This window comes from Streptomyces sp. NBC_00247, from assembly GCF_036188265.1.
Classification (GTDB): domain Bacteria; phylum Actinomycetota; class Actinomycetes; order Streptomycetales; family Streptomycetaceae; genus Streptomyces.
Genome location: NZ_CP108093.1, coordinates 3,921,084 through 3,937,446 on the forward strand (window position 1 = coordinate 3,921,084; position 16,363 = coordinate 3,937,446).

Here is a 16,363-nt window from a genome sequence, read left to right on the forward strand (position 1 = left end):
CGCCCGGACGCCGCTCAGGTCAGCTCGTGCGCGAGGAGGTCCATCAGCAGACCGTCCTCCCAGGCACCCGAGTGTGCGTTGTGCCAGTACGCCCGCATGACGCCCACCGGCTTGAAGCCGACCTTGCCGTAGCAGCGGATCGCCGAGGTGTTGGCCGCCGCCGGGTCGATGGTCAGCCGGTGATGGCCGCGTTCGCGCACCAGCCACCGGGCCAGCGTGCGCACGGCGTCGGCGCCGAGCCCTCTGCCGCGGAGCCTGGTCGTCAGGAAGATGTCGATACCGGCCCGGCGGAACTGCGGGTCGGTCTCCTCGCCGTACTGGATGGCGCCGATGACCTCGCCGTCGAAGACGATGGCCAGCTTGTCCTGATAGCCGGTCGGGGGCGGCGACCACCACGCCGCGACCTCGGGCTCGCGGACCACCCTGTCCAGGATCTCGGCATCACCGTCGGCCGTCGGCCGCAACAGGACCCTGTCCCCGGTCAGTTCCATGCCGTCACCCCTCCCGCACGGGCCGCCGCCTTCAGTGCGCGATGGAGTCGATCAGCTCGCGGGCGCCCTGGCGGAGAAGGGTGACCGCGACGGAGGTGCCGAGGGTGGCTGGGTCGAGCGGACCGGCCCACTCGTGGGCGTTCAGGACCGTCTTCCCGTCCGGGGTGAACACGCAGGCACGCAGGGAGAGTTCGCCATTGCCCCGGGAGGTGGCGTAACCGGCGATCGGGCTGTTGCAGTGCCCCTGGAGCACGTGCAGGAACATCCGCTCGGCGGTCATCTCGCGGTACGTGGGAGCGTGGTTGAGGCCGCTGACCGTCTCGATCGTCGCCCGGTCGTCCTCGCGGCACTGGAGCGCGAGCACCCCGGCTCCGATCGGCGGGCACATCGCCTCCGTGGACAGCACCTCGGAGATGGTGTCGGTACGCCCGATACGGGCCAGCCCGGACGCCGCCAGCAACAGCGCGTCCGCCTCGCCCGCCGCCAGCTTCTCCAGCCGCCGGTTGGCGTTGCCCCGGAACGGTACGCACTCCAGGTGAGGGTGCGAGGCCGCCAGCTGCGCGATCCGGCGCACCGACGAGGTCCCGATACGCGTCCCCTCCGGCAGCTCGTCGAGCGTGAGCCCACCGGGGTGCACGAGGGCGTCCCGTACGTCGTCCCGCTTCAGGAACGCCGCGAACACCGTGCCGGCCGGCAGCGGCCGGTCCGCCGGTACGTCCTTCACGCAGTGCACCGCGAGGTCGGCCTCACCGGCGAGCAGCGCCGCGTCCACCTCCTTGGTGAACGCCCCCTTCCCTTCCACCTGGGAGAGGTCCCCCAGCCACTTGTCCCCGGTCGTCTTCACGGGGACGACCTCGGTGCCGATACCGGGGTGCAGCACCGCGAGTTCGGCCCGTACCCGCTCCACCTGGGCCAGGGCCATCGGGGAGTCGCGGGAGACGATACGGATGAGTTCGGGAGTGGCCATACGTTCACGATAGACCCGGGGGAGGGGGCTCCGGGGCACGACGCGTAGGGGAGTCCCAGGGCGTGCGTGAACGTGTGCGGAAATGTGCGCGTGGACGTCCGCAGCCGTCCGCGTGGGAGCCCCGGGGCGCCGGCGCGCCCGGGACGGTGCCTTGGGCGCCGGGGGCGGCAACTCTTCGTGAACGCGAGCGCGGTTGCCGGGATGGCGCCTCTTGCGGGCCGGTCGCGCGTCGGACACTCCGGGGACGCGTCGTCCTTACCCGGTGGGGAAGGAAGAGCCCATGAAGGCGACCGAGCAACGCACTTCGGCCCAGGAGGACGTGCGGCCGGCGGGGAGGCCGTGGCAGGTGGGGGAACCGACCCCGCGGGTGTCGGGATCGCGTCGCCGTCGCCGCGGACCGACCTGAGGCGCCGGAACGCATGAAGAGGCAGCTCGAAGGGGAGAACGCCCAGGTGAAGGAGGGCGTGGAACATGTCGGTCGAAGGGCTTGAGCCGTGTGTGCCGGAGCGTGGATCGTTCGCGGTCGACGCGCGGACGGGCAAGGTCGGGCGGGTGATGGGCCGAGTGGGGCCGAACGTTCAGCTGCGTCCGCCCGGTGGCGGTACGGAGTGGGACTGTCCGCCCGAAGCGGTGCAGCCGGCACCACCCGGCGTGGTGCTCCGCGCGCGGGTGACGGAGATCAACCGGGAGGGACAGTTGCCCCGCTGAGGGACCGCCCGGCGGCGGCCCCGCGCCATCGGCACCTCACCGGGCGTCCGTCACCACAGGTGACCGGGCGGCCGGGCGGGGCGCCGTTCGCGGTCCGGGGGGCCGGGCACACGCCGCAGGGCGCCCCCTCTTCGGCGGTCGACCGGCCCGGCCTCGGATTGTCACGCGGAGGACAGCTGTTCGGCTATCTCCTTGATCCACTCGCCGGACCTGCCCGGGTCGTCGAGCGAGTCGGCCCATTCCTCGGGGGACAGCCTCTGGCTCTCGGGGCCTGCCTTGAGGACCTTGAGGAGGGATCTGGCCGATTCCCTCATCTCCGCCGTCGTGGTGTCGCTCCCCTTGATGTCCGGCCCCGCCGCCAGGGCGTAGATTTTGCGCGCCATGGCCTGGCGTTCGCCGTTCCCCACCTTCTTCCAGAACTTCAGGGCCTCCTTCAACGCGTCCTCGCGGGTGGCGGGCTTCTTCGAGGTCTCCCCGTCCGCGGCCCACTTTTCGGGGTGTCGGGCTCCGTCGTAGCGCTTCGTGCCCGCGCGGACCCCCTTGTAGGCGGCGACGCCGAGGATGAGGCCGGCCGCACCCGCGGCGATGCCCCAGCCGACCGGATTGCTCGCGAGCCCGGCCGCTCCCGCCGTGGCGGCGACCGCCGTCACGACACCGCCCGCGGCCTTGGCGCCCTCGCCCACCGCCGTGACGGCCTGCTTGGCCATCTTGTTCTTCTGCTTGCCGATGGCGTAGTCGACCGCCGTGTTGAACGTGTTCTTGTCCTCCGCCTGCTGGAACTGGACGGCGGCTCCGCGGGCGCCGTCCATCGCCGACAGGGCCGTGTCGATGGCGGTGGGCAGGCCCTCCAGCCCGTTCTCGTCGTCCCACAGGGAATTCAGCGCGGCGATCGCCCTGGCCAGGGCCATGTCGGCCTCGTTCCGCGCCTGTACCAGCCGGTTCAGGTCCGCGTCGTCGACGCGGTCGGGCTTCTCGATGGCCTTCAGGGCATGGTGCTTGCGGAGCGTCAGCGCGGTGCGGGCCGCGGCGCGCGTGCCCTTCACCCCGCCGACGACGCTGGAGCTGACACCACTGACCTCGGATGCCGCCAAGGCGCCCGTCGCCTTCGTGACCTTGGTCATCTCCTTGGTGAGGGCGAGGGAGTTGTTGATCGAGCTGGCGGCGCTGACGAAAGCGTCGGACGTCTTGGAGATGAACTTCTTCCTCGCCCCGTGATGGGCGGCCCCGTCCTCGTGCTTCTTCATGTTCTGCCGGGCCGTGCGCGCTTCCATGCCACTGGTCGCCGCGCCGAAGGCCTCCGCGAGGACGCCCTCCCCGGCCGCGCCGGCCCCCGAGCCGGCGGCGGAGTGCTTGAGACCCGCGTCGGCCGTGGCGGAGGCGTGCTGGGTGAAGCCCGCGTTGGTGGGGACCTGGATGCCCTTGACGAAGGTGTCCGTGAACTCGAAGTTCTTCTTGAGCTTGTCGAGACCCGCGGCGGCCCGGTTCCGGTATCTCGCCCATCGGGAGGTGGTGTTGACGTTCGAGGTCGCCGGGCTCCGGCGCTCCGCCGTCGCTTCCCTGGCGCGCTGCACCATCGCGGTCGCGGCCCGGTTGCCGGCGCTGGACTGGATCGAGAGGAGAGCGCGCTGCGTCGGGTCGCCGTACGGGCTCGCGCCCCGGCTCCGGTCCTGCTGCCGCCTGCCCGGCGGCGGGACGGCCCGGGGCCGGGGCGAGGTGCGGTGGACCGAGGCGCTCATGGACGTACCTCTCCTGGGCAGGACCGGGCGGGGGGAGCGTAGCCAGGCAAGGCGTGCGGAGGAGGAACGGCGGGGAAACTCCTGGGGGTGGGACCTCGGGGTGTCGCCCGGCGCCGGGTCATCGCGGCGGACCCACCCCGGGCACACGTCGCGGGGCGAACCCTCTTCGGGCCCGCCCCGCTCTGTGCGACGTGCGTGGTGCCGTGTTCCAGGTGTCCGTGTTCCAGGTGTTCCGCGTGAGTGGCTCGGCGCGTGGACGTCAGGTGGACGTGCCGGGGCGCGAACCGCTGCGCGCGTGGTGCGTACGGCCGGAGGAAGACGGAAGACGCGAGGCGTCAGATCAGACGGTGCATGCCGTAATGGGCGGCCAGGTCCGTGTAGTAGGCCGGATCGCCCGCGTGCGTCGGACGCTCGAACTCCGGGGCGTCCTTGATCTGTTCCTTCGTGAGGTCCACGTGGACCTCACGTTCCTCCGTGTCGATCCGGGAGACCGTGCCTGCGGGCAACAGGATCTCCCGTCCGAAGATCCACACACCGGTGTCCACCAGGAGGTGGGCCGAACCCACCTCGTCGGAGTGACTGTCGACCTTGCCGACGTGCCCGTCGACGGCTTCGACCGCGAATCCGGTCAGGTCGATTCCGGAGATGTGGCCGCTGGCAGGGTGGTAACCCCACGGGTCGGTACTCATGGGTCGCTCCTTCCTCGGCGGTCCTTCGGTCGCGCTCCCCGCCCGGCTGTGCGAACCGCGGTGCGAGCCGCGCCGCGTGCGACGTTGCGGATGCGTACGGCGGTGCGTACCGCGATGCGTACGGCCGGCGGGATGCGCTCATGGGTTCGCGTGCCCGCGAACACGGCCTTCACACACGCGTTCTGCGAACACCCGTGGGGCTGAGGAGCTGAGGAGCTGAGGGGCTGAGGGACTGTGGACTCGGGGACCGGGGCCGACAACTCCGTTGACGTCCTGTCCCCCGCACGGTTCTCATGCCGCCATGAGCGAACTCCACGTCCACGCCGTGTCCGACGACCTCCTCGCCGAGGAGTGGCGGAGCGTCCACAACCTGATCGTCCCGACCGCGCCCCTCACCGCCGACGAGGTACGGGAACGGCGTACCCGCAACCTGCTGTTCGTCGCGCGGGCGGCGGGCGTGGTGGCCGGCTGCTCCACGGTGCGTCCGCCGACCGTCGGCGAGGGGGTGGCCACGGTGATCGCGCGCATCCTCCCGGAGTGCCGGAAGCGGGGCTTCGGTACGGCCCTTTACGCACACGGGCTCGCGCTGGCGCGGGAGTCGGGCGCGAGGACCATCGAGACCGTGGTGCTGGGAAGCAACACGGAGGGGCTGGAGTTCGCGCGGGCGCGAGGGTTCGTGGAAGTGGAGACGTATCTGCTCCCGGGGGACACCATCCCCTTCGTCGATCTCCGGCTGGCCGAGTCTCCGGCCGGGGGACCCGCGTCCTGAAGTCCCCAGGAGGGCAGGCGTGGATACCCACTCCTGGATGAGTCCCGGCACTCATGTCCGACGGGTGCGGCGCGACGAGTATCGGTGCCACGGGGCGCAGCCGAGCGCGCCGTTCCCGCCAGGGACGACGATTCTGGAGAACCCTCATGTCCCGACGTATCGCCCTGTCCGTGGCCGCCGGTGTGGTAGCCCTCGGAGGCGCCGGGGCTTTCGCCCTCGCGTACGCCGGTGAGCCGCAGCAGCCCACCCTCGCGCACAGCACCGCTCGCTACGTCGCCCCGGACGGCGACCGGGACGGCTCGTTGACCTTCACCACGGACGTCACGGCGGCCGGGGGCGTGAAGCGCGTGAACGTGCTGGCCTGGCCGGCGGACTCGTCCCTCTCCGACACGCACCTGACCGAGAAGGACATGGCCTCCGTCGAGAAGGCCGTCTGCGAACCGTCCGGCGCGGACACCGCGCACTGCACCTACCGGGTCGCCTTCACCCGTGAGGACGCCGACGAGGCGCCGCGCGGCCTCTGGCACGCCGCCGTGCTGGCCACCGCCGCGGACGGCACCACGACGCTGGAGACCGAGGCCGCCGACTTCACGATCGGGTGAGTCCGTACGTACTCCCACCGTGTACTGCCCGCACGCGCTTCCCGCACGGCACGAGCCGCCCCTCGCGGAGAGGGGCGGCTCGTGGTGCGAACCGGGGCCGTGGGTCCTCAGGCCTTCGCGGGCGTGGGTCGCTGACCCGGTTCCGGGGCTTCCGGGGCTTCCGGGGCTTCCGGGGCGCCCGGCGAGCCGGCGACCACCGTGGTCGTACCGGCACCCGCCGTCTCCTGGGACACGTTGAACTCGGCCAGCAGCTCCTTGCTGAAGCCGAAGCAGTACGTGGCGACGAACCCGGCTACGTAGCCGACGAGCAGCCCGCCCGCGTAGATCGCGATGGTGCCGCCGAGGCCGTGGTCGCCGTCCAGGAGCGGGAAGAGGGCCCAGCCGGAGGGGCCGATCGCGGTCGAGCCGACCGAGGTGCCGAGCTGGTTGAAGAGCCCGACGAAGGCGCCGCCGAACGCGCCGCCGACGCACGCCGTGACGAACGGGCGGCCCAGCGGCAGCGAGACGCCGTAGATCAGCGGTTCGCCGACGCCCAGCAGACCGGCGGGCAGGGCCGACCGGATGGTGCGGCGGATCGACTCGTTGCGGGGGAGTCGTACGTACACGGCCATCGCCGCGCCGACCTGTCCGGCGCCCGCCATGGCGAGGATCGGCAGCAGCACGGTGTAGCCCTGCTGCTCGATCAGGGTGGTGTGGATCGGGATCAGCGCCTGGTGCAGACCGAGCATCACCAGCGGCAGGAAGAACCCGCCGAGCAGCAGGCCCGCGCCCGCGCCGCCGTGCGAGAGCAGCCAGTCGGCGGCCGTGCCGATGGCGGAGGAGACCTCGCCGGCCACGTACATCAGACCGAAGATCGTGACCAGCCCGGAGATCAGCACCGTGAGCGTCGGCGTGACCAGCACGTCCAGCGCCTCGGGCACCCAGCGGCGGCACCACTTCTCCACGTACACCGCGAGGACCGCGGCGCCCAGCGCGCCGAGCACACCGCCCTGGCCGGGCGAGAGCTTCTGCCCGAACGCCTCGACGTTGGCGACCCCGGGGAACACGATGATCGCGGCGACCGCACCGCCGAGGATCGGGGTACCGCCGAACTCCTTCGCCGTGTTGTAGCCGACGAACACCGCGATCAGCGCCATGAACCCGGAGGCGACCGCAGCCAGCGCGGGCGTCACGCCGGGCAGCCAACCCAGGTTGACCAGCAGGCCGTTGAGTCCGGCGATGATGCCGCAGCCGATGAGAGCGGGGATCAGGGGGACGAAGATGTTCGCGATCTTCCGCAGGAAGAGCTTGAACGGCGTGGCGTTCCTCGCCTTCCGCGCGGCCCGCAGCTCGGCGCCCTGTGCGGCGAGTTCACCGGCTGAGGCTGAGGCTGAGGCAGGGGCAGGGGCAGGGGCAGGGGCAGGGGCAGGAGCAGGAGCAGGGGCAGCGGCGGGGGCCGTGGCGCGGGACGCCTCCACCAGCGCCTCGAACTCCGGGGTGACCCGGGCGACGGTGCCCGGGCCGAGGACGATCTGGTACGTGTCGTCCTCGACCACGCCCAGCACGGCGGGCAGCGCCTTCAGCGCCTCGTCGTCCACGAGGGACGGGTCGAGCAGACCCAGCCGGAGCCGGGTCATGCAGTGGGCGACGGTACGGACGTTGGAGGCGCCACCGACGAGCGGAAGGATCGCGGCGGCGGTGGCGCGGTGCTTGTCATCTGTTGCCATGGTGCGTGGTGCCTTGCTGTGCGGGGGGTGGGGGGTGGCGCCCGGGGCAGGTCGGTTCGGGTCGGAGGCGGGGGACCGGGGCGCGGGTCGATACGGGTGTCAGGGAGCGGGTACGACCGCTGGGCCGTGTCCGATCATGCGCGTCGAGCGGGCGGCGCCCGCCGATTCGACGGGCATGGTCAGACACGGCCGAGCGCGGCGCGCAGATGGCCGCCCGAGGCGGCGAGCAGGCCGGCGGCGGTGGGGCCGTCCACCTGGCCGAGGATGGTGAGGATCGCGGGCTTCACCTCACCGTCGGTGGCGGCGAGGGCGGCTTCGATCTCCTGGTCGGAGGCCCCGGTCGCCAGGGCGACGATCCGGCGCGAACGGGCGTGCAGCTTCTCGTTGGAGGCCCGCACGTCGACCATCAGATTCCCGTACGTCTTGCCGAGCCGGATCATCGTGATGGTCGAGATCATGTTGAGTACCAGCTTCTGCGCCGTGCCCGCCTTCAGCCGGGTCGAGCCGGTCAGCAGCTCCGGGCCGGTGACGACCTCGATGCCGTGTTCGGCGGCGGCGGCCAGCGCCGAGCCCGCGTTGCAGGAGAGCCCCACGGTGAGCGCGCCCCGGGCGCGGGCGTGCTCGACCGCGCCGATCGCGTACGGGGTGCGGCCGGAGGCGGAGATCCCGACGACGGTGTCCTCGGCGGTGAGGCCCAGCCCGTCCAGGTCGGCGGCGGCCAGCTCCCGGCTGTCCTCCGCGCCCTCCACCGCCGTCACCATGGCGGACGGGCCGCCCGCGATCAGCCCGACGACCTCGGACGGAGAGGTGTTGAAGGTCGGCGGGCACTCGCTGGCGTCCAGCACCCCGAGGCGCCCGGCGGTACCCGCGCCCAGGTAGATCAGCCGGCCGCCGCGCGCCATGCGCTCCGCCACGGCGTCGATCGCGGCGGAGATCCGCGGCAGCTGCGCGGCGACGGCGTCGGGCACGGACCGGTCCTCGCCGTTCATGATCCGGGCGATCTCCGAAGTGGGCAGCCGGTCGATTTCGGCCAGCTCGGGGCGGAACTGCTCGGTGGTGAGGGTGGCGAGCTGGGCGAGGAGGTCGCCGTCGCGGCCGGTCGCGAAGGAGGACATGAGGCGTGGCTCTGCTTTCTCGTGGTGCTCGTACGGGGTGCGGGGTGCGGGGCCGCTGGGAGTGCGGGGTGCGGGTGAGGTGGCGGGGCGGGCCCCCGGGGGTGTGCCGGTCAGCGGCGGCGGTGCGGGTGGCGGTGCGCGAGCGCCTCGTACGAGGCGGAGAGCGCGGGGGCCGCCGTCTCGTAGGTGCGCTGCGCGACGCCTATGAACAGGCAGTCGACGACGAGCAGTTGGCTGGTCCGGCTGGACATGGCTGCCGGTCGCAGCTCGCTCTCCCGGGAGGTGGACGTGGTCAGCACGTGATCCGCGTACTGGGTGACGGCACCGCCCGGGCGGCCGGTGATGGCGACGGTGGTGGCGCCCCGGTCGAAGGCGGCCCGCAGCGGCTCGATCACGTCGCTGGTCGAGCCGGAGTGGGTGATCGCGATGGCGAGATCCCCGGGGCGCAGCTGTACGGCGTTGGTGACCGCGAGGTGCGGATCGGCGTGGGCGTGCGCGATGAGGCCGATCCGGAGCAGCTTCTGGGCCAGGTCCTGGCCGACGAGCGAGGAGGCGCCCGCACCGTAGATGTCGATCCGGCGGGCGGTGGCGGCGGCGGTCACGACGGCGGAGAGCTGCCCGGTGTCGAGACCGGCGGCGGTGTCCGCGAGGGTCTGCTGCTCGTCCTGGGCGAGCTTGGCGACGACGTCGGCGATCGGGTCGTCCACCGCTATGTCGGCGGTGACCGCGGGAGCCCGCCCCGACTGCTGGTGGGCGGCGAGTCCGGCGAGGGCGAGGCGCAGGTCGCGGTAGCCCGGGTAGCCGAGGAGCCGCGCGGTGCGGACCACGGTGGCCTCGCTCGTACCGGTGCGCTCGGCGAGACCGGTGACGGTGAGGGCGGCGCACCCGGCGGGGTCCCCGGCGACCGCTTCGGCGACGCGCTGCATGGAGCGGGTCATGGAGGGGGCGAGCGTACGGACCTTGGCTGCGAGGGCCGCCGGGGCCGGCGGCGAGTCGCCCCTGAAACTTTCCTTCAGTTCACTGGTCACTCCTGAAAGGTATTTTCATCACACTCGCCCGTCAACCCCCCATTGGTCCCGCTTGCGCGCTGCCCGCGCAGGGCCGGAACGCGAGAACGGCTCCCCCTCCGTGCGGAGGGGAAGCCGTTCTGCGGTGCGTGGGCGATCCGTGGCCCCGGGGGCCGTCGGATCAGGCGTGACGGTGCGAGTGACGGCCGCCGGTGAACACGCGGTAGACGGCCAGCAGGATCACCGAACCGACGATCGCCGCTATCCACGTCGAGACGTCGAAGAAACCGTCGATCGAGTCGACGCCGAACAGAACCTTGCCGAGCCAACCGCCGAGGAGACCGCCCGCGATACCGATGAGCATCGTGATGATGATGCCGCCCGGGTCCTTGCCCGGCATGAGCGCCTTGGCGATGAGGCCGGCGAGCAACCCGATGAGAATCCAAGCGATGATGCCCATGATGCGTCTCCTACCTCGTCGTGCTAAGTCGTTGTCAAGGCTTCGTCTTTACCGGTTGTCGCGGTCCAAACGTGGTGATGACGAGGAGACTTCGGATGTTCCGCGAACACCGCGCGGAAGGGGTCCGGGGGGTGTGCGGGCGGGGTGGCGGGGCATACGGAGCGACCCGCACACCCGGGCGGGCGTGCGGGTCGCGTCATGGACGGCTCGCGGGGGTCGGAGCGGTCAGAGCGGGTGTACCTGCTCCGCCTGCGGGCCCTTGGGTCCCTGGGAGGTGGTGAATTCCACCCGCTGGTTCTCCTCCAGCGACCGGTATCCCGAGGAGTCGATCGCGGAGAAGTGCACGAAGACGTCCGGAGTGCCGTCGTCCGGCGCGATGAACCCGAACCCCTTCTCCGAGTTGAACCACTTCACAGTGCCCTGAGCCATGCCATGCCTTTCCGGTGGGCGCCGTACACATGATCGTGCCGACGATGCGGCGATCCTCTCCCGGTCGTCCGGAGGAGAAACGGATCGGCACGCACCACACACGTACGAGTGACGGGCCCCGCGCTCCCGGACCCGCACCGGACAGCGGCCGGACGCCGGCAGGACGGTTCCGCCGCCCCGCGCGCGGAGTCGCGGCGGGACGCGCGGGCGCCGGGGGAGTGGCCGGACGCGCGGGGTGACAATGGAGCCATGGAGCTGAACCCCTTGGAGCAGGCACTGCACACCGCCCGTGCCCTCGTCGTCGCCGACCTGGCGGCGGGCGACGTCGCGGACGCCGACATCGTGTCCCTCGTCGAGGACGCGGTGACCCAGCGGCGGTGGTGGGTGGAGCAGTGGCCGGACGGCCTGGAGTTCCTCGTCGGGCTGGTCGCCCAGGACGTCCAGGACGCCCTGCTCGAACGGTACGGGCGCTGGCCGCTCTGCCCGGTCTGCGACGAGGGCGGCCCGCACGCGCTCGACGTCGAACCCGAACTCGGCGCCGACCCGCACTGGGTCTGCACCCGCGCCACCGTGTCGGTGGCCCCGGTCGGGGCGCTCGCCGGAGTGCTGCGGCGGTGACCGTCTACATAGACCCGCCGACCTGGCCGGGCCACGGCCGCCTCTGGTCGCACCTGGTCAGCGACGAGTCCTTCGACGAACTGCACGCCTTCGCCGCCGCGATCGGCTGCCCGCCGCGCGCGTTCGAGCGGGACCACTACGACCTGCCGCAGGCGAGGTACCCGGACGCGGTGCGCGCCGGGGCGCGCGAGATCGGCTCCAAGGAACTGGTCCGCCGGCTGACCGAAGCCGGACTGCGCCGCCCGAAGGGGCGCCCCGCACCGGGCGGTACGACCTCGCGCTGAACGACTCGCGCGGAACGTACGTGCGCCGGGCGACTCGCGGTGAACCGACGTCCGAACCGACGTACGTGCGCGGAACGACTTCGCGCCGGACCTGCGTGTGCCGAACGTACGACCGCGTGCGCCGAACGTACGACCGCCCCCGGAGAACCTGGTCACCAGGGCTCCGGGGGCGGTTTCGTGTGCGTACGACGGGAACGCCTCAGGCCGAGGGCAGGTCCGCCCGCTCGTCCGCGAGCGCGGCCCGGGGGCGTACGACCACCGCGCCCTCCACGGGCGCGGCGTCCGCCCCCGCGACCAGCCGGGACCGGGACGTGGCGCCGCGTTGGACCCGGAGCGCCAGGGTCACCGCCGCCAGGCCCACGACCAGCATCGCGGCGCCCGCCCACGCGGGGGAGGCGTAACCGAGGTCGGCGTCGATCACCGCGCCGCCGAGCCAGGGGCCGGCGGTGTTGCCCATGTTGAACGCGGCGGTCGTGGTCGCCCCGGCGAGGGTCGGCGCGGCACCGGCCACGTTGAACATGCGGGCGTTGAGCGCGGGGGCGGTGTAGAACGCCGAGAAGCCCAGCAGGAAGGCGACGAGCACCACGGCGACCGGGCTCGACGCGAACAGCGCGAGCGCCACCAGGAAGACCGTGGACGCGGCGATGCCGCTGAGCAGCACGCCGAAGAGGTGCGCGTCGGCGATCCGGCCGCCGATCGTCGTACCGGCCAGCGCGCCCGCGCCGAAGAGCGCCAGCACCCACGGCACCCAACCCGAGCTCAGCCCGGCGACATCGGTCAGCAGCGGGGCGAGGTAGCTGAACGCGCAGAACACGCCGCCCGCCGCCAGCGCGGTGATCACGATCGCCAGCCACACCTGGCGGTCGCGGTAGATGGAAAGCTCCTCGCGCAGCTGCGGGCGCTGCTCCGGCACCGGGATGCGGGGGATCTTGGTGCAGACCCCGACCAGCGCCACGGCGGAGGCGGCGCCCACCGCCCAGAACGCCGACCGCCAGCCCAGGCTCTCGCCGAGGAACGCGCCGAGCGGCACGCCCATCACGTTGGCGATCGACAGCCCGCCGATCATCACGGCCATCGCCCGCGCCCGCGCGTTCCGGGGCACCATCGCGATGGCGACCGCCGCCCCCACCGCCCAGAACCCGGCGCAGGCGAGCGCGCTCACCACCCGGGAGACGAAGAGGACCTCGTACGTCGGCGCCAGCGCTCCCGCGACCTGGCCGAGCCCGAACACCGAGATCAGCGCGATGAGCGTGGTGCGGCGCGGCAGCCGCAGCGTGGCCACCGCGAGCAGTGGGGCGCCGACGACCATGCCGATCGCGAACGCGGATATGAGCAGTCCGGCGCGCGGAATCGATACGCCCATGTCGTCGGCGATCGGCGGCAGCAGACCGGAGAGCATGAACTCGCTGGTGCCGAGAGCGAAGACCGAGAGGCCCAGGATGTACACGGCCAAGGGCATACGGAGTCGACCGGTGTCGGTATCAGGCATGACTGTGCCCAACCGGCCGGGAGATCCGCCCATTCCCGGTCGCGGCGATTGATCCCCGTTTGTTATCACGCCGTTCACGGCGGACCCTGGAGTGTGTGCCGCGAGGTGCCGTCCCACGCTCGTGGGGTTCTCGTGGGGTTTGAGCCGGCGCACTGCGGTCACACGAACCACTGTTCCTGAAGTCGAGCACAGTGAGGTGGGAGCGATCATGGCTGCCGATGAGAAGAGCCAGGCCAAGACGGAGCAGGCCAAGGGCAAGGTCAAGGAGGCGGCCGGCCGCACCGTCGGCAACGAGCGCCTCACCGCCGAGGGCCGCGCCGAGAAGGCCAAGGGCGACGCCCGTCAGGCCAAGGAGAAGACGAAGGACGTCTTCAAGCACTGAGGGACGCTGTCCCGCACGAGGGATGCCTTCGCGTGCTGAAGGACGCCTTCACGCACGGAGAGTGACCCCGGGAGTCGCGCCCCCCGCCCGCCGAGTGCCCTCGGGCGCCGGGTGGACGCGTCGGCCCGGCGGAGACCGGACGCCGTGGGGGCGTCCGGCGGAGACAGAGCGATACGAGTGCCCTCCCGTGCCGCCCGCCTTCCCCCTCAGGAGCGGCGCACCGTGTGGCCCGGCCGATGCGGCCGGGCCACACGCGTGCTCGCCGGGCGAGGTCCCCCCGCGGGTGCTGGCATGGGGGAAGGAGACGTGCATGTCGAGCGAAGGAGCAGGTGTGGGTACCACCGCCACCACACGTCAGGAGCCGGCAGCCGGGACGCCGGACCCCTCGGCGCCGCCGGACGGCACCGCGCTGCGCGCCGTCGCGGCCGGCCGTTTCGCGTCCTGGGTGCGCGACGGCGCGCCGCACGTACCGCTGCCGGGAGGCGGGCGCACCTGGGAGAGGTTCCAGGCGCTGCACGGGCTGGGCCGGGACGATCTGGCCCTGGCCCGGCTCGCCGAGGGGCACGCGGACGCGGTGGCCATCCTCGCCGAGCTGGGCTCGCCCGCCCCCGCCGCGGGCGAGCGCTGGGGCGTGTGGGCCGCACAGCCCCCCGGCGCCAGGCTCACCGCGCGGCCCGGCGCGGACGGCCGCTGGCTCCTGGACGGGGTGAAGCCGTACTGCTCGGGCGCCCACAGCTGTACGCACGCGCTGGTCACCGCCGACACGGAGGAGGGGCGACGGCTGTTCGCCCTCTCCACGGACGTCCCCGGATACGCCCCGGTGCCCGGCACCTGGCAAGCGATCGGCATGGCGGGCAGCGACACCCCGGACGTGCGGTTCACCGGGGTGCCGGCCGTGCCGGTGGGCGGAGTCGACGCGTACGTCCGCAGGCCCGGATTCGCGCACGGGGGCATCGGGGTGGCCGCCTGCTGGCTGGGCGGGGCGCGCGGGATCGCCGACACCCTGTTCGCCTCCGCGTCCCGCCGCGCCCCCGACCAGCTCGCCGCCGCCCACCTGGGTGCGGTGGACGTCGCGCTGCACGGTGCGGAGTGCGTGCTGCGGGTCGCCGCCACGGAGATCGACGCCGACCCGCAGGACCTGACCGGCGACGCCGCGCTGCGGGCGATGCGGGCCCGCGCGGCCGTGGAGCGGGTCGCCACGCTGGTGCTGGACCACGTCGGCCGCGCGCTGGGCGCCGGACCGCTCTGCCACGACGCCCGGCACGCCCGTCTCGTCGCCGACCTCACCGTCTACATCCGTCAGCACCACGCGGACCGCGATCTGGCGGCCCTCGGCACCACCCTGGTGGCTCCGCCCGAGGGAGCCGGCCGATGAACACCGGGAGAGTGCTGAACACCGGGAGAGTGCTGAGCACCGGGGCCGGCGCGGGACCGAATCCCGGAGCCACCGGAGCCGCGGACCCCGGGTCCGGCCCGGCGGCCGACCGCGAGCGGGCCGCCGCCGCGATCCGGGCGGACGGCACCCCGGAGGCCGAGTGGGCGCGCTGGGAGGGCTGGGACGCGGTACGGGCCGCTCCCCGGATCGACGGGCCGGTGGTCGTGGTCGCAGCCCACCCCGACGACGAGGTGCTGGGCGTCGGCGGCACCCTCGCCCGGCTCACCGCGTCGGGCACCGACGTGCACGTGGTCACCGTCACCGACGGGGAGGCGTCCCACCCGGGCAGCCGCCGGGTGTCCCCGGCCGCCCTCGCCCGGCTGCGCGCCGACGAACTGACCGCCGCCCTGGACGACCTGGGGGTCGACCGCCGTCGGCGGACCCGCCTCGGGGTGCCGGACACCCGGGTGGACGCGTACGAGAGCGAGGTGGCCGGGCACCTCGCGGAGGTGGTGCGGAGCAGCGGCGCACGGCTCTGCCTGGCGCCGTGGACCGGCGATCTGCACGCCGACCACGAGGCGGCGGGACGGGCCGCGCGCACGGCGGCGCGGGTGACCGGGACGCCGCTCTGGTACTACCCGGTGTGGATGTGGCACTGGGCCGTGCCGGGCGACCCCCGGGTGCCCTGGGGGACCGTACGGCGGCTGCCGCTCACCGAGGCCGAGCAGGCCCGCAAGGGAGCCGCCGTCAACCGCTTCCGTACCCAGATCGCTCCCCTCGCGGACGACCCGGGCGACCCCACCGTCATCCTTCCTCCGGCCGAACTGCTCCACCACCGACGCGCCTTCGAGGTGATCCTGCTGTGAGCTCCGACCTGACCGGGACGGCCGGGGGGCGGGGGGCCTCCACCCCGGCTTCGTACTTCTCCCGGATGTACTCCGGCACGGCGGACCCCTGGGACCTCGCCGGACGGTGGTACGAACAGCGCAAGTACGCGCTCACCCTCGCCGCGCTGCCCCGCCGCCGCTACCGCAGGGCCTTCGAACCGGGCTGCTCGGCGGGTGTCCTGACCCGGCTGCTCGCCGAGCGGTGCGACACGGTGCTCGCCACCGACCGGGTCCCCGCCGCGGTCGCCGGGGCCGCCGCGCGCAACCGCGACCTGCCGCAGGTGGAGACGCGCGTACTCACCGTCCCCGAGGAGTGGCCGGAGGGCACCTTCGACCTGATCGTCCTGTCGGAGCTGCTCTACTACTTCGACGAGACGACGTTCCACGAGATCATGGCCCGCACGGTCGGCAGTCTGGAACCCGGCGGCACCCTGGTGACCACGCACTGGGACCACCCGGTGCCCGAGCACCGGCTGACCGGAACACAACTGGCGCCGCTGCTGCGGGAGATGCCCGGCCTGGTGGCCGGGACGGAGTTCCACGACCCCGACTTCGTCCTCAGCCTCCACCACCGCCCCCTGGCCGACGGCTCACCGCCGCCCTCGCCGGCCCGCGCGGAGGGCCTGGTGTGAAGCGGCGCATCGACGGT

Annotated in this window: 19 protein-coding genes; 9 read left to right on the top strand and 10 right to left on the bottom strand. The window is 72.9% G+C overall.

Annotated features, from left to right (window positions below):
- Positions 1-14: 14 nt before the first annotated feature.
- The gene (gene aac(6') / locus OHT52_RS16785) at positions 15-491 is read right to left on the bottom strand and encodes an aminoglycoside 6'-N-acetyltransferase (RefSeq protein ID WP_328721028.1); all 477 of its coding nucleotides are present in this window, start codon (positions 489-491) and stop codon (positions 15-17) included.
- A gap of 31 nt (positions 492-522) precedes the next feature.
- The gene (hemC, locus tag OHT52_RS16790) at positions 523-1,458 is read right to left on the bottom strand and encodes a hydroxymethylbilane synthase (RefSeq protein WP_328721029.1); all 936 of its coding nucleotides are present in this window, start codon (positions 1,456-1,458) and stop codon (positions 523-525) included.
- 471 nt (positions 1,459-1,929) lie between these two features.
- Here hemC and OHT52_RS16795 point away from each other — a divergent pair, with 471 nt between their 5' ends.
- Positions 1,930-2,166, top strand: coding sequence for a hypothetical protein (locus tag OHT52_RS16795; protein WP_328721030.1), 237 nt, complete (start codon positions 1,930-1,932; stop codon positions 2,164-2,166).
- 161 nt (positions 2,167-2,327) lie between these two features.
- Here the strand turns inward: OHT52_RS16795 and OHT52_RS16800 are convergent, their stop codons facing one another.
- Both OHT52_RS16800 and OHT52_RS16805 read right to left on the bottom strand, forming a co-directional pair.
- Complete coding sequence (locus OHT52_RS16800) at positions 2,328-3,902, bottom strand: hypothetical protein (protein WP_328721031.1); 1,575 nt, start codon at positions 3,900-3,902, stop codon at positions 2,328-2,330.
- Between the two features lie 335 nt (positions 3,903-4,237).
- Complete coding sequence (locus OHT52_RS16805; RefSeq protein WP_328721032.1) at positions 4,238-4,591, bottom strand: PRC-barrel domain containing protein; 354 nt, start codon at positions 4,589-4,591, stop codon at positions 4,238-4,240.
- 301 nt (positions 4,592-4,892) lie between these two features.
- Here OHT52_RS16805 and OHT52_RS16810 point away from each other — a divergent pair, with 301 nt between their 5' ends.
- Positions 4,893-5,360, top strand: coding sequence for a GNAT family N-acetyltransferase (locus tag OHT52_RS16810; protein WP_328721033.1), 468 nt, complete (start codon positions 4,893-4,895; stop codon positions 5,358-5,360).
- 146 nt (positions 5,361-5,506) lie between these two features.
- Positions 5,507-5,962 (top strand): DUF5707 domain-containing protein, encoded by a 456-nt coding sequence (locus OHT52_RS16815; protein WP_328721034.1) that lies wholly within the window; start codon positions 5,507-5,509, stop codon positions 5,960-5,962.
- 107 nt (positions 5,963-6,069) lie between these two features.
- Here OHT52_RS16815 and OHT52_RS16820 read toward each other — a convergent pair whose 3' ends face one another.
- The 5 genes from OHT52_RS16820 to OHT52_RS16840 form a co-directional block, all read right to left on the bottom strand.
- Positions 6,070-7,668 (bottom strand): PTS transporter subunit EIIC, encoded by a 1,599-nt coding sequence (locus OHT52_RS16820; RefSeq protein WP_328721035.1) that lies wholly within the window; start codon positions 7,666-7,668, stop codon positions 6,070-6,072.
- A gap of 179 nt (positions 7,669-7,847) precedes the next feature.
- Positions 7,848-8,783 carry an N-acetylmuramic acid 6-phosphate etherase gene (gene murQ / locus OHT52_RS16825; RefSeq protein ID WP_328721036.1) on the bottom strand — a complete coding sequence of 312 codons (936 nt, stop codon included), beginning with the start codon at positions 8,781-8,783 and terminating at the stop codon, positions 7,848-7,850.
- 110 nt (positions 8,784-8,893) lie between these two features.
- The gene (locus OHT52_RS16830) at positions 8,894-9,811 is read right to left on the bottom strand and encodes a MurR/RpiR family transcriptional regulator (RefSeq protein ID WP_328721037.1); all 918 of its coding nucleotides are present in this window, start codon (positions 9,809-9,811) and stop codon (positions 8,894-8,896) included.
- Between the two features lie 160 nt (positions 9,812-9,971).
- On the bottom strand, positions 9,972-10,250 hold the full coding sequence (locus OHT52_RS16835; RefSeq protein WP_328721038.1) for a GlsB/YeaQ/YmgE family stress response membrane protein: 279 nt from the start codon (positions 10,248-10,250) through the stop codon (positions 9,972-9,974).
- A gap of 225 nt (positions 10,251-10,475) precedes the next feature.
- The gene (locus OHT52_RS16840) at positions 10,476-10,679 is read right to left on the bottom strand and encodes a cold-shock protein (protein WP_328721039.1); all 204 of its coding nucleotides are present in this window, start codon (positions 10,677-10,679) and stop codon (positions 10,476-10,478) included.
- Positions 10,680-10,928: 249 nt separating this feature from the next.
- Here OHT52_RS16840 and OHT52_RS16845 point away from each other — a divergent pair, with 249 nt between their 5' ends.
- Together OHT52_RS16845 and OHT52_RS16850 are read left to right on the top strand one after the other, a co-directional pair.
- A complete protein-coding gene (locus OHT52_RS16845) occupies positions 10,929-11,297 on the top strand; it encodes a hypothetical protein (RefSeq protein ID WP_327176439.1) in 369 nt (122 codons plus the stop codon).
- On the top strand, positions 11,294-11,581 hold the full coding sequence (locus tag OHT52_RS16850) for a DUF4031 domain-containing protein (RefSeq protein ID WP_328721040.1): 288 nt from the start codon (positions 11,294-11,296) through the stop codon (positions 11,579-11,581). The genes OHT52_RS16845 and OHT52_RS16850 overlap by 4 nt, the downstream gene beginning before the upstream one ends.
- 199 nt (positions 11,582-11,780) lie before the next feature.
- Here the strand turns inward: OHT52_RS16850 and OHT52_RS16855 are convergent, their stop codons facing one another.
- Positions 11,781-13,040 (bottom strand): Cmx/CmrA family chloramphenicol efflux MFS transporter, encoded by a 1,260-nt coding sequence (locus OHT52_RS16855; RefSeq protein WP_328721041.1) that lies wholly within the window; start codon positions 13,038-13,040, stop codon positions 11,781-11,783.
- A 238-nt stretch (positions 13,041-13,278) separates the two neighbouring features.
- Between OHT52_RS16855 and OHT52_RS16860 the strand changes: the two genes are divergently transcribed.
- The 4 genes from OHT52_RS16860 to OHT52_RS16875 all read left to right on the top strand — a co-directional run bounded on the left by OHT52_RS16860 (position 13,279) and on the right by OHT52_RS16875 (position 16,346).
- Entirely contained in the window at positions 13,279-13,452 is a 174-nt protein-coding gene (locus OHT52_RS16860; protein ID WP_328721042.1) for a CsbD family protein, read from the top strand.
- Between the two features lie 310 nt (positions 13,453-13,762).
- Complete coding sequence (locus OHT52_RS16865) at positions 13,763-14,827, top strand: acyl-CoA dehydrogenase (protein ID WP_328721043.1); 1,065 nt, start codon at positions 13,763-13,765, stop codon at positions 14,825-14,827.
- Positions 14,824-15,693, top strand: coding sequence for a PIG-L deacetylase family protein (locus OHT52_RS16870; RefSeq protein WP_328721044.1), 870 nt, complete (start codon positions 14,824-14,826; stop codon positions 15,691-15,693). Before OHT52_RS16865 ends, OHT52_RS16870 begins: the two co-directional genes overlap by 4 nt.
- 65 nt (positions 15,694-15,758) lie before the next feature.
- The gene (locus tag OHT52_RS16875) at positions 15,759-16,346 is read left to right on the top strand and encodes a class I SAM-dependent methyltransferase (RefSeq protein ID WP_328723771.1); all 588 of its coding nucleotides are present in this window, start codon (positions 15,759-15,761) and stop codon (positions 16,344-16,346) included.
- The last annotated feature ends 17 nt before the right edge of the window (positions 16,347-16,363 follow it).

Coding starts and splice junctions, on each gene's coding strand:
- OHT52_RS16815 (WP_328721034.1), top strand. CDS start 5,507: ATGTCCCGACGTATCGCCCTGTCCGTGGCCGCCGGTGTGGTAGCCCTC.
- OHT52_RS16820 (WP_328721035.1), bottom strand. CDS start 7,668: ATGGCAACAGATGACAAGCACCGCGCCACCGCCGCCGCGATCCTTCCG.
- OHT52_RS16860 (WP_328721042.1), top strand. CDS start 13,279: ATGGCTGCCGATGAGAAGAGCCAGGCCAAGACGGAGCAGGCCAAGGGC.
- OHT52_RS16845 (WP_327176439.1), top strand. CDS start 10,929: ATGGAGCTGAACCCCTTGGAGCAGGCACTGCACACCGCCCGTGCCCTC.
- OHT52_RS16875 (WP_328723771.1), top strand. CDS start 15,759: ATGTACTCCGGCACGGCGGACCCCTGGGACCTCGCCGGACGGTGGTAC.
- OHT52_RS16800 (WP_328721031.1), bottom strand. CDS start 3,902: ATGAGCGCCTCGGTCCACCGCACCTCGCCCCGGCCCCGGGCCGTCCCG.
- OHT52_RS16835 (WP_328721038.1), bottom strand. CDS start 10,250: ATGGGCATCATCGCTTGGATTCTCATCGGGTTGCTCGCCGGCCTCATC.
- OHT52_RS16795 (WP_328721030.1), top strand. CDS start 1,930: ATGTCGGTCGAAGGGCTTGAGCCGTGTGTGCCGGAGCGTGGATCGTTC.
- OHT52_RS16865 (WP_328721043.1), top strand. CDS start 13,763: ATGTCGAGCGAAGGAGCAGGTGTGGGTACCACCGCCACCACACGTCAG.
- OHT52_RS16870 (WP_328721044.1), top strand. CDS start 14,824: ATGAACACCGGGAGAGTGCTGAACACCGGGAGAGTGCTGAGCACCGGG.
- murQ (WP_328721036.1), bottom strand. CDS start 8,783: ATGTCCTCCTTCGCGACCGGCCGCGACGGCGACCTCCTCGCCCAGCTC.
- OHT52_RS16810 (WP_328721033.1), top strand. CDS start 4,893: ATGAGCGAACTCCACGTCCACGCCGTGTCCGACGACCTCCTCGCCGAG.
- OHT52_RS16840 (WP_328721039.1), bottom strand. CDS start 10,679: ATGGCTCAGGGCACTGTGAAGTGGTTCAACTCGGAGAAGGGGTTCGGG.
- hemC (WP_328721029.1), bottom strand. CDS start 1,458: ATGGCCACTCCCGAACTCATCCGTATCGTCTCCCGCGACTCCCCGATG.
- OHT52_RS16855 (WP_328721041.1), bottom strand. CDS start 13,040: ATGCCCTTGGCCGTGTACATCCTGGGCCTCTCGGTCTTCGCTCTCGGC.
- OHT52_RS16805 (WP_328721032.1), bottom strand. CDS start 4,591: ATGAGTACCGACCCGTGGGGTTACCACCCTGCCAGCGGCCACATCTCC.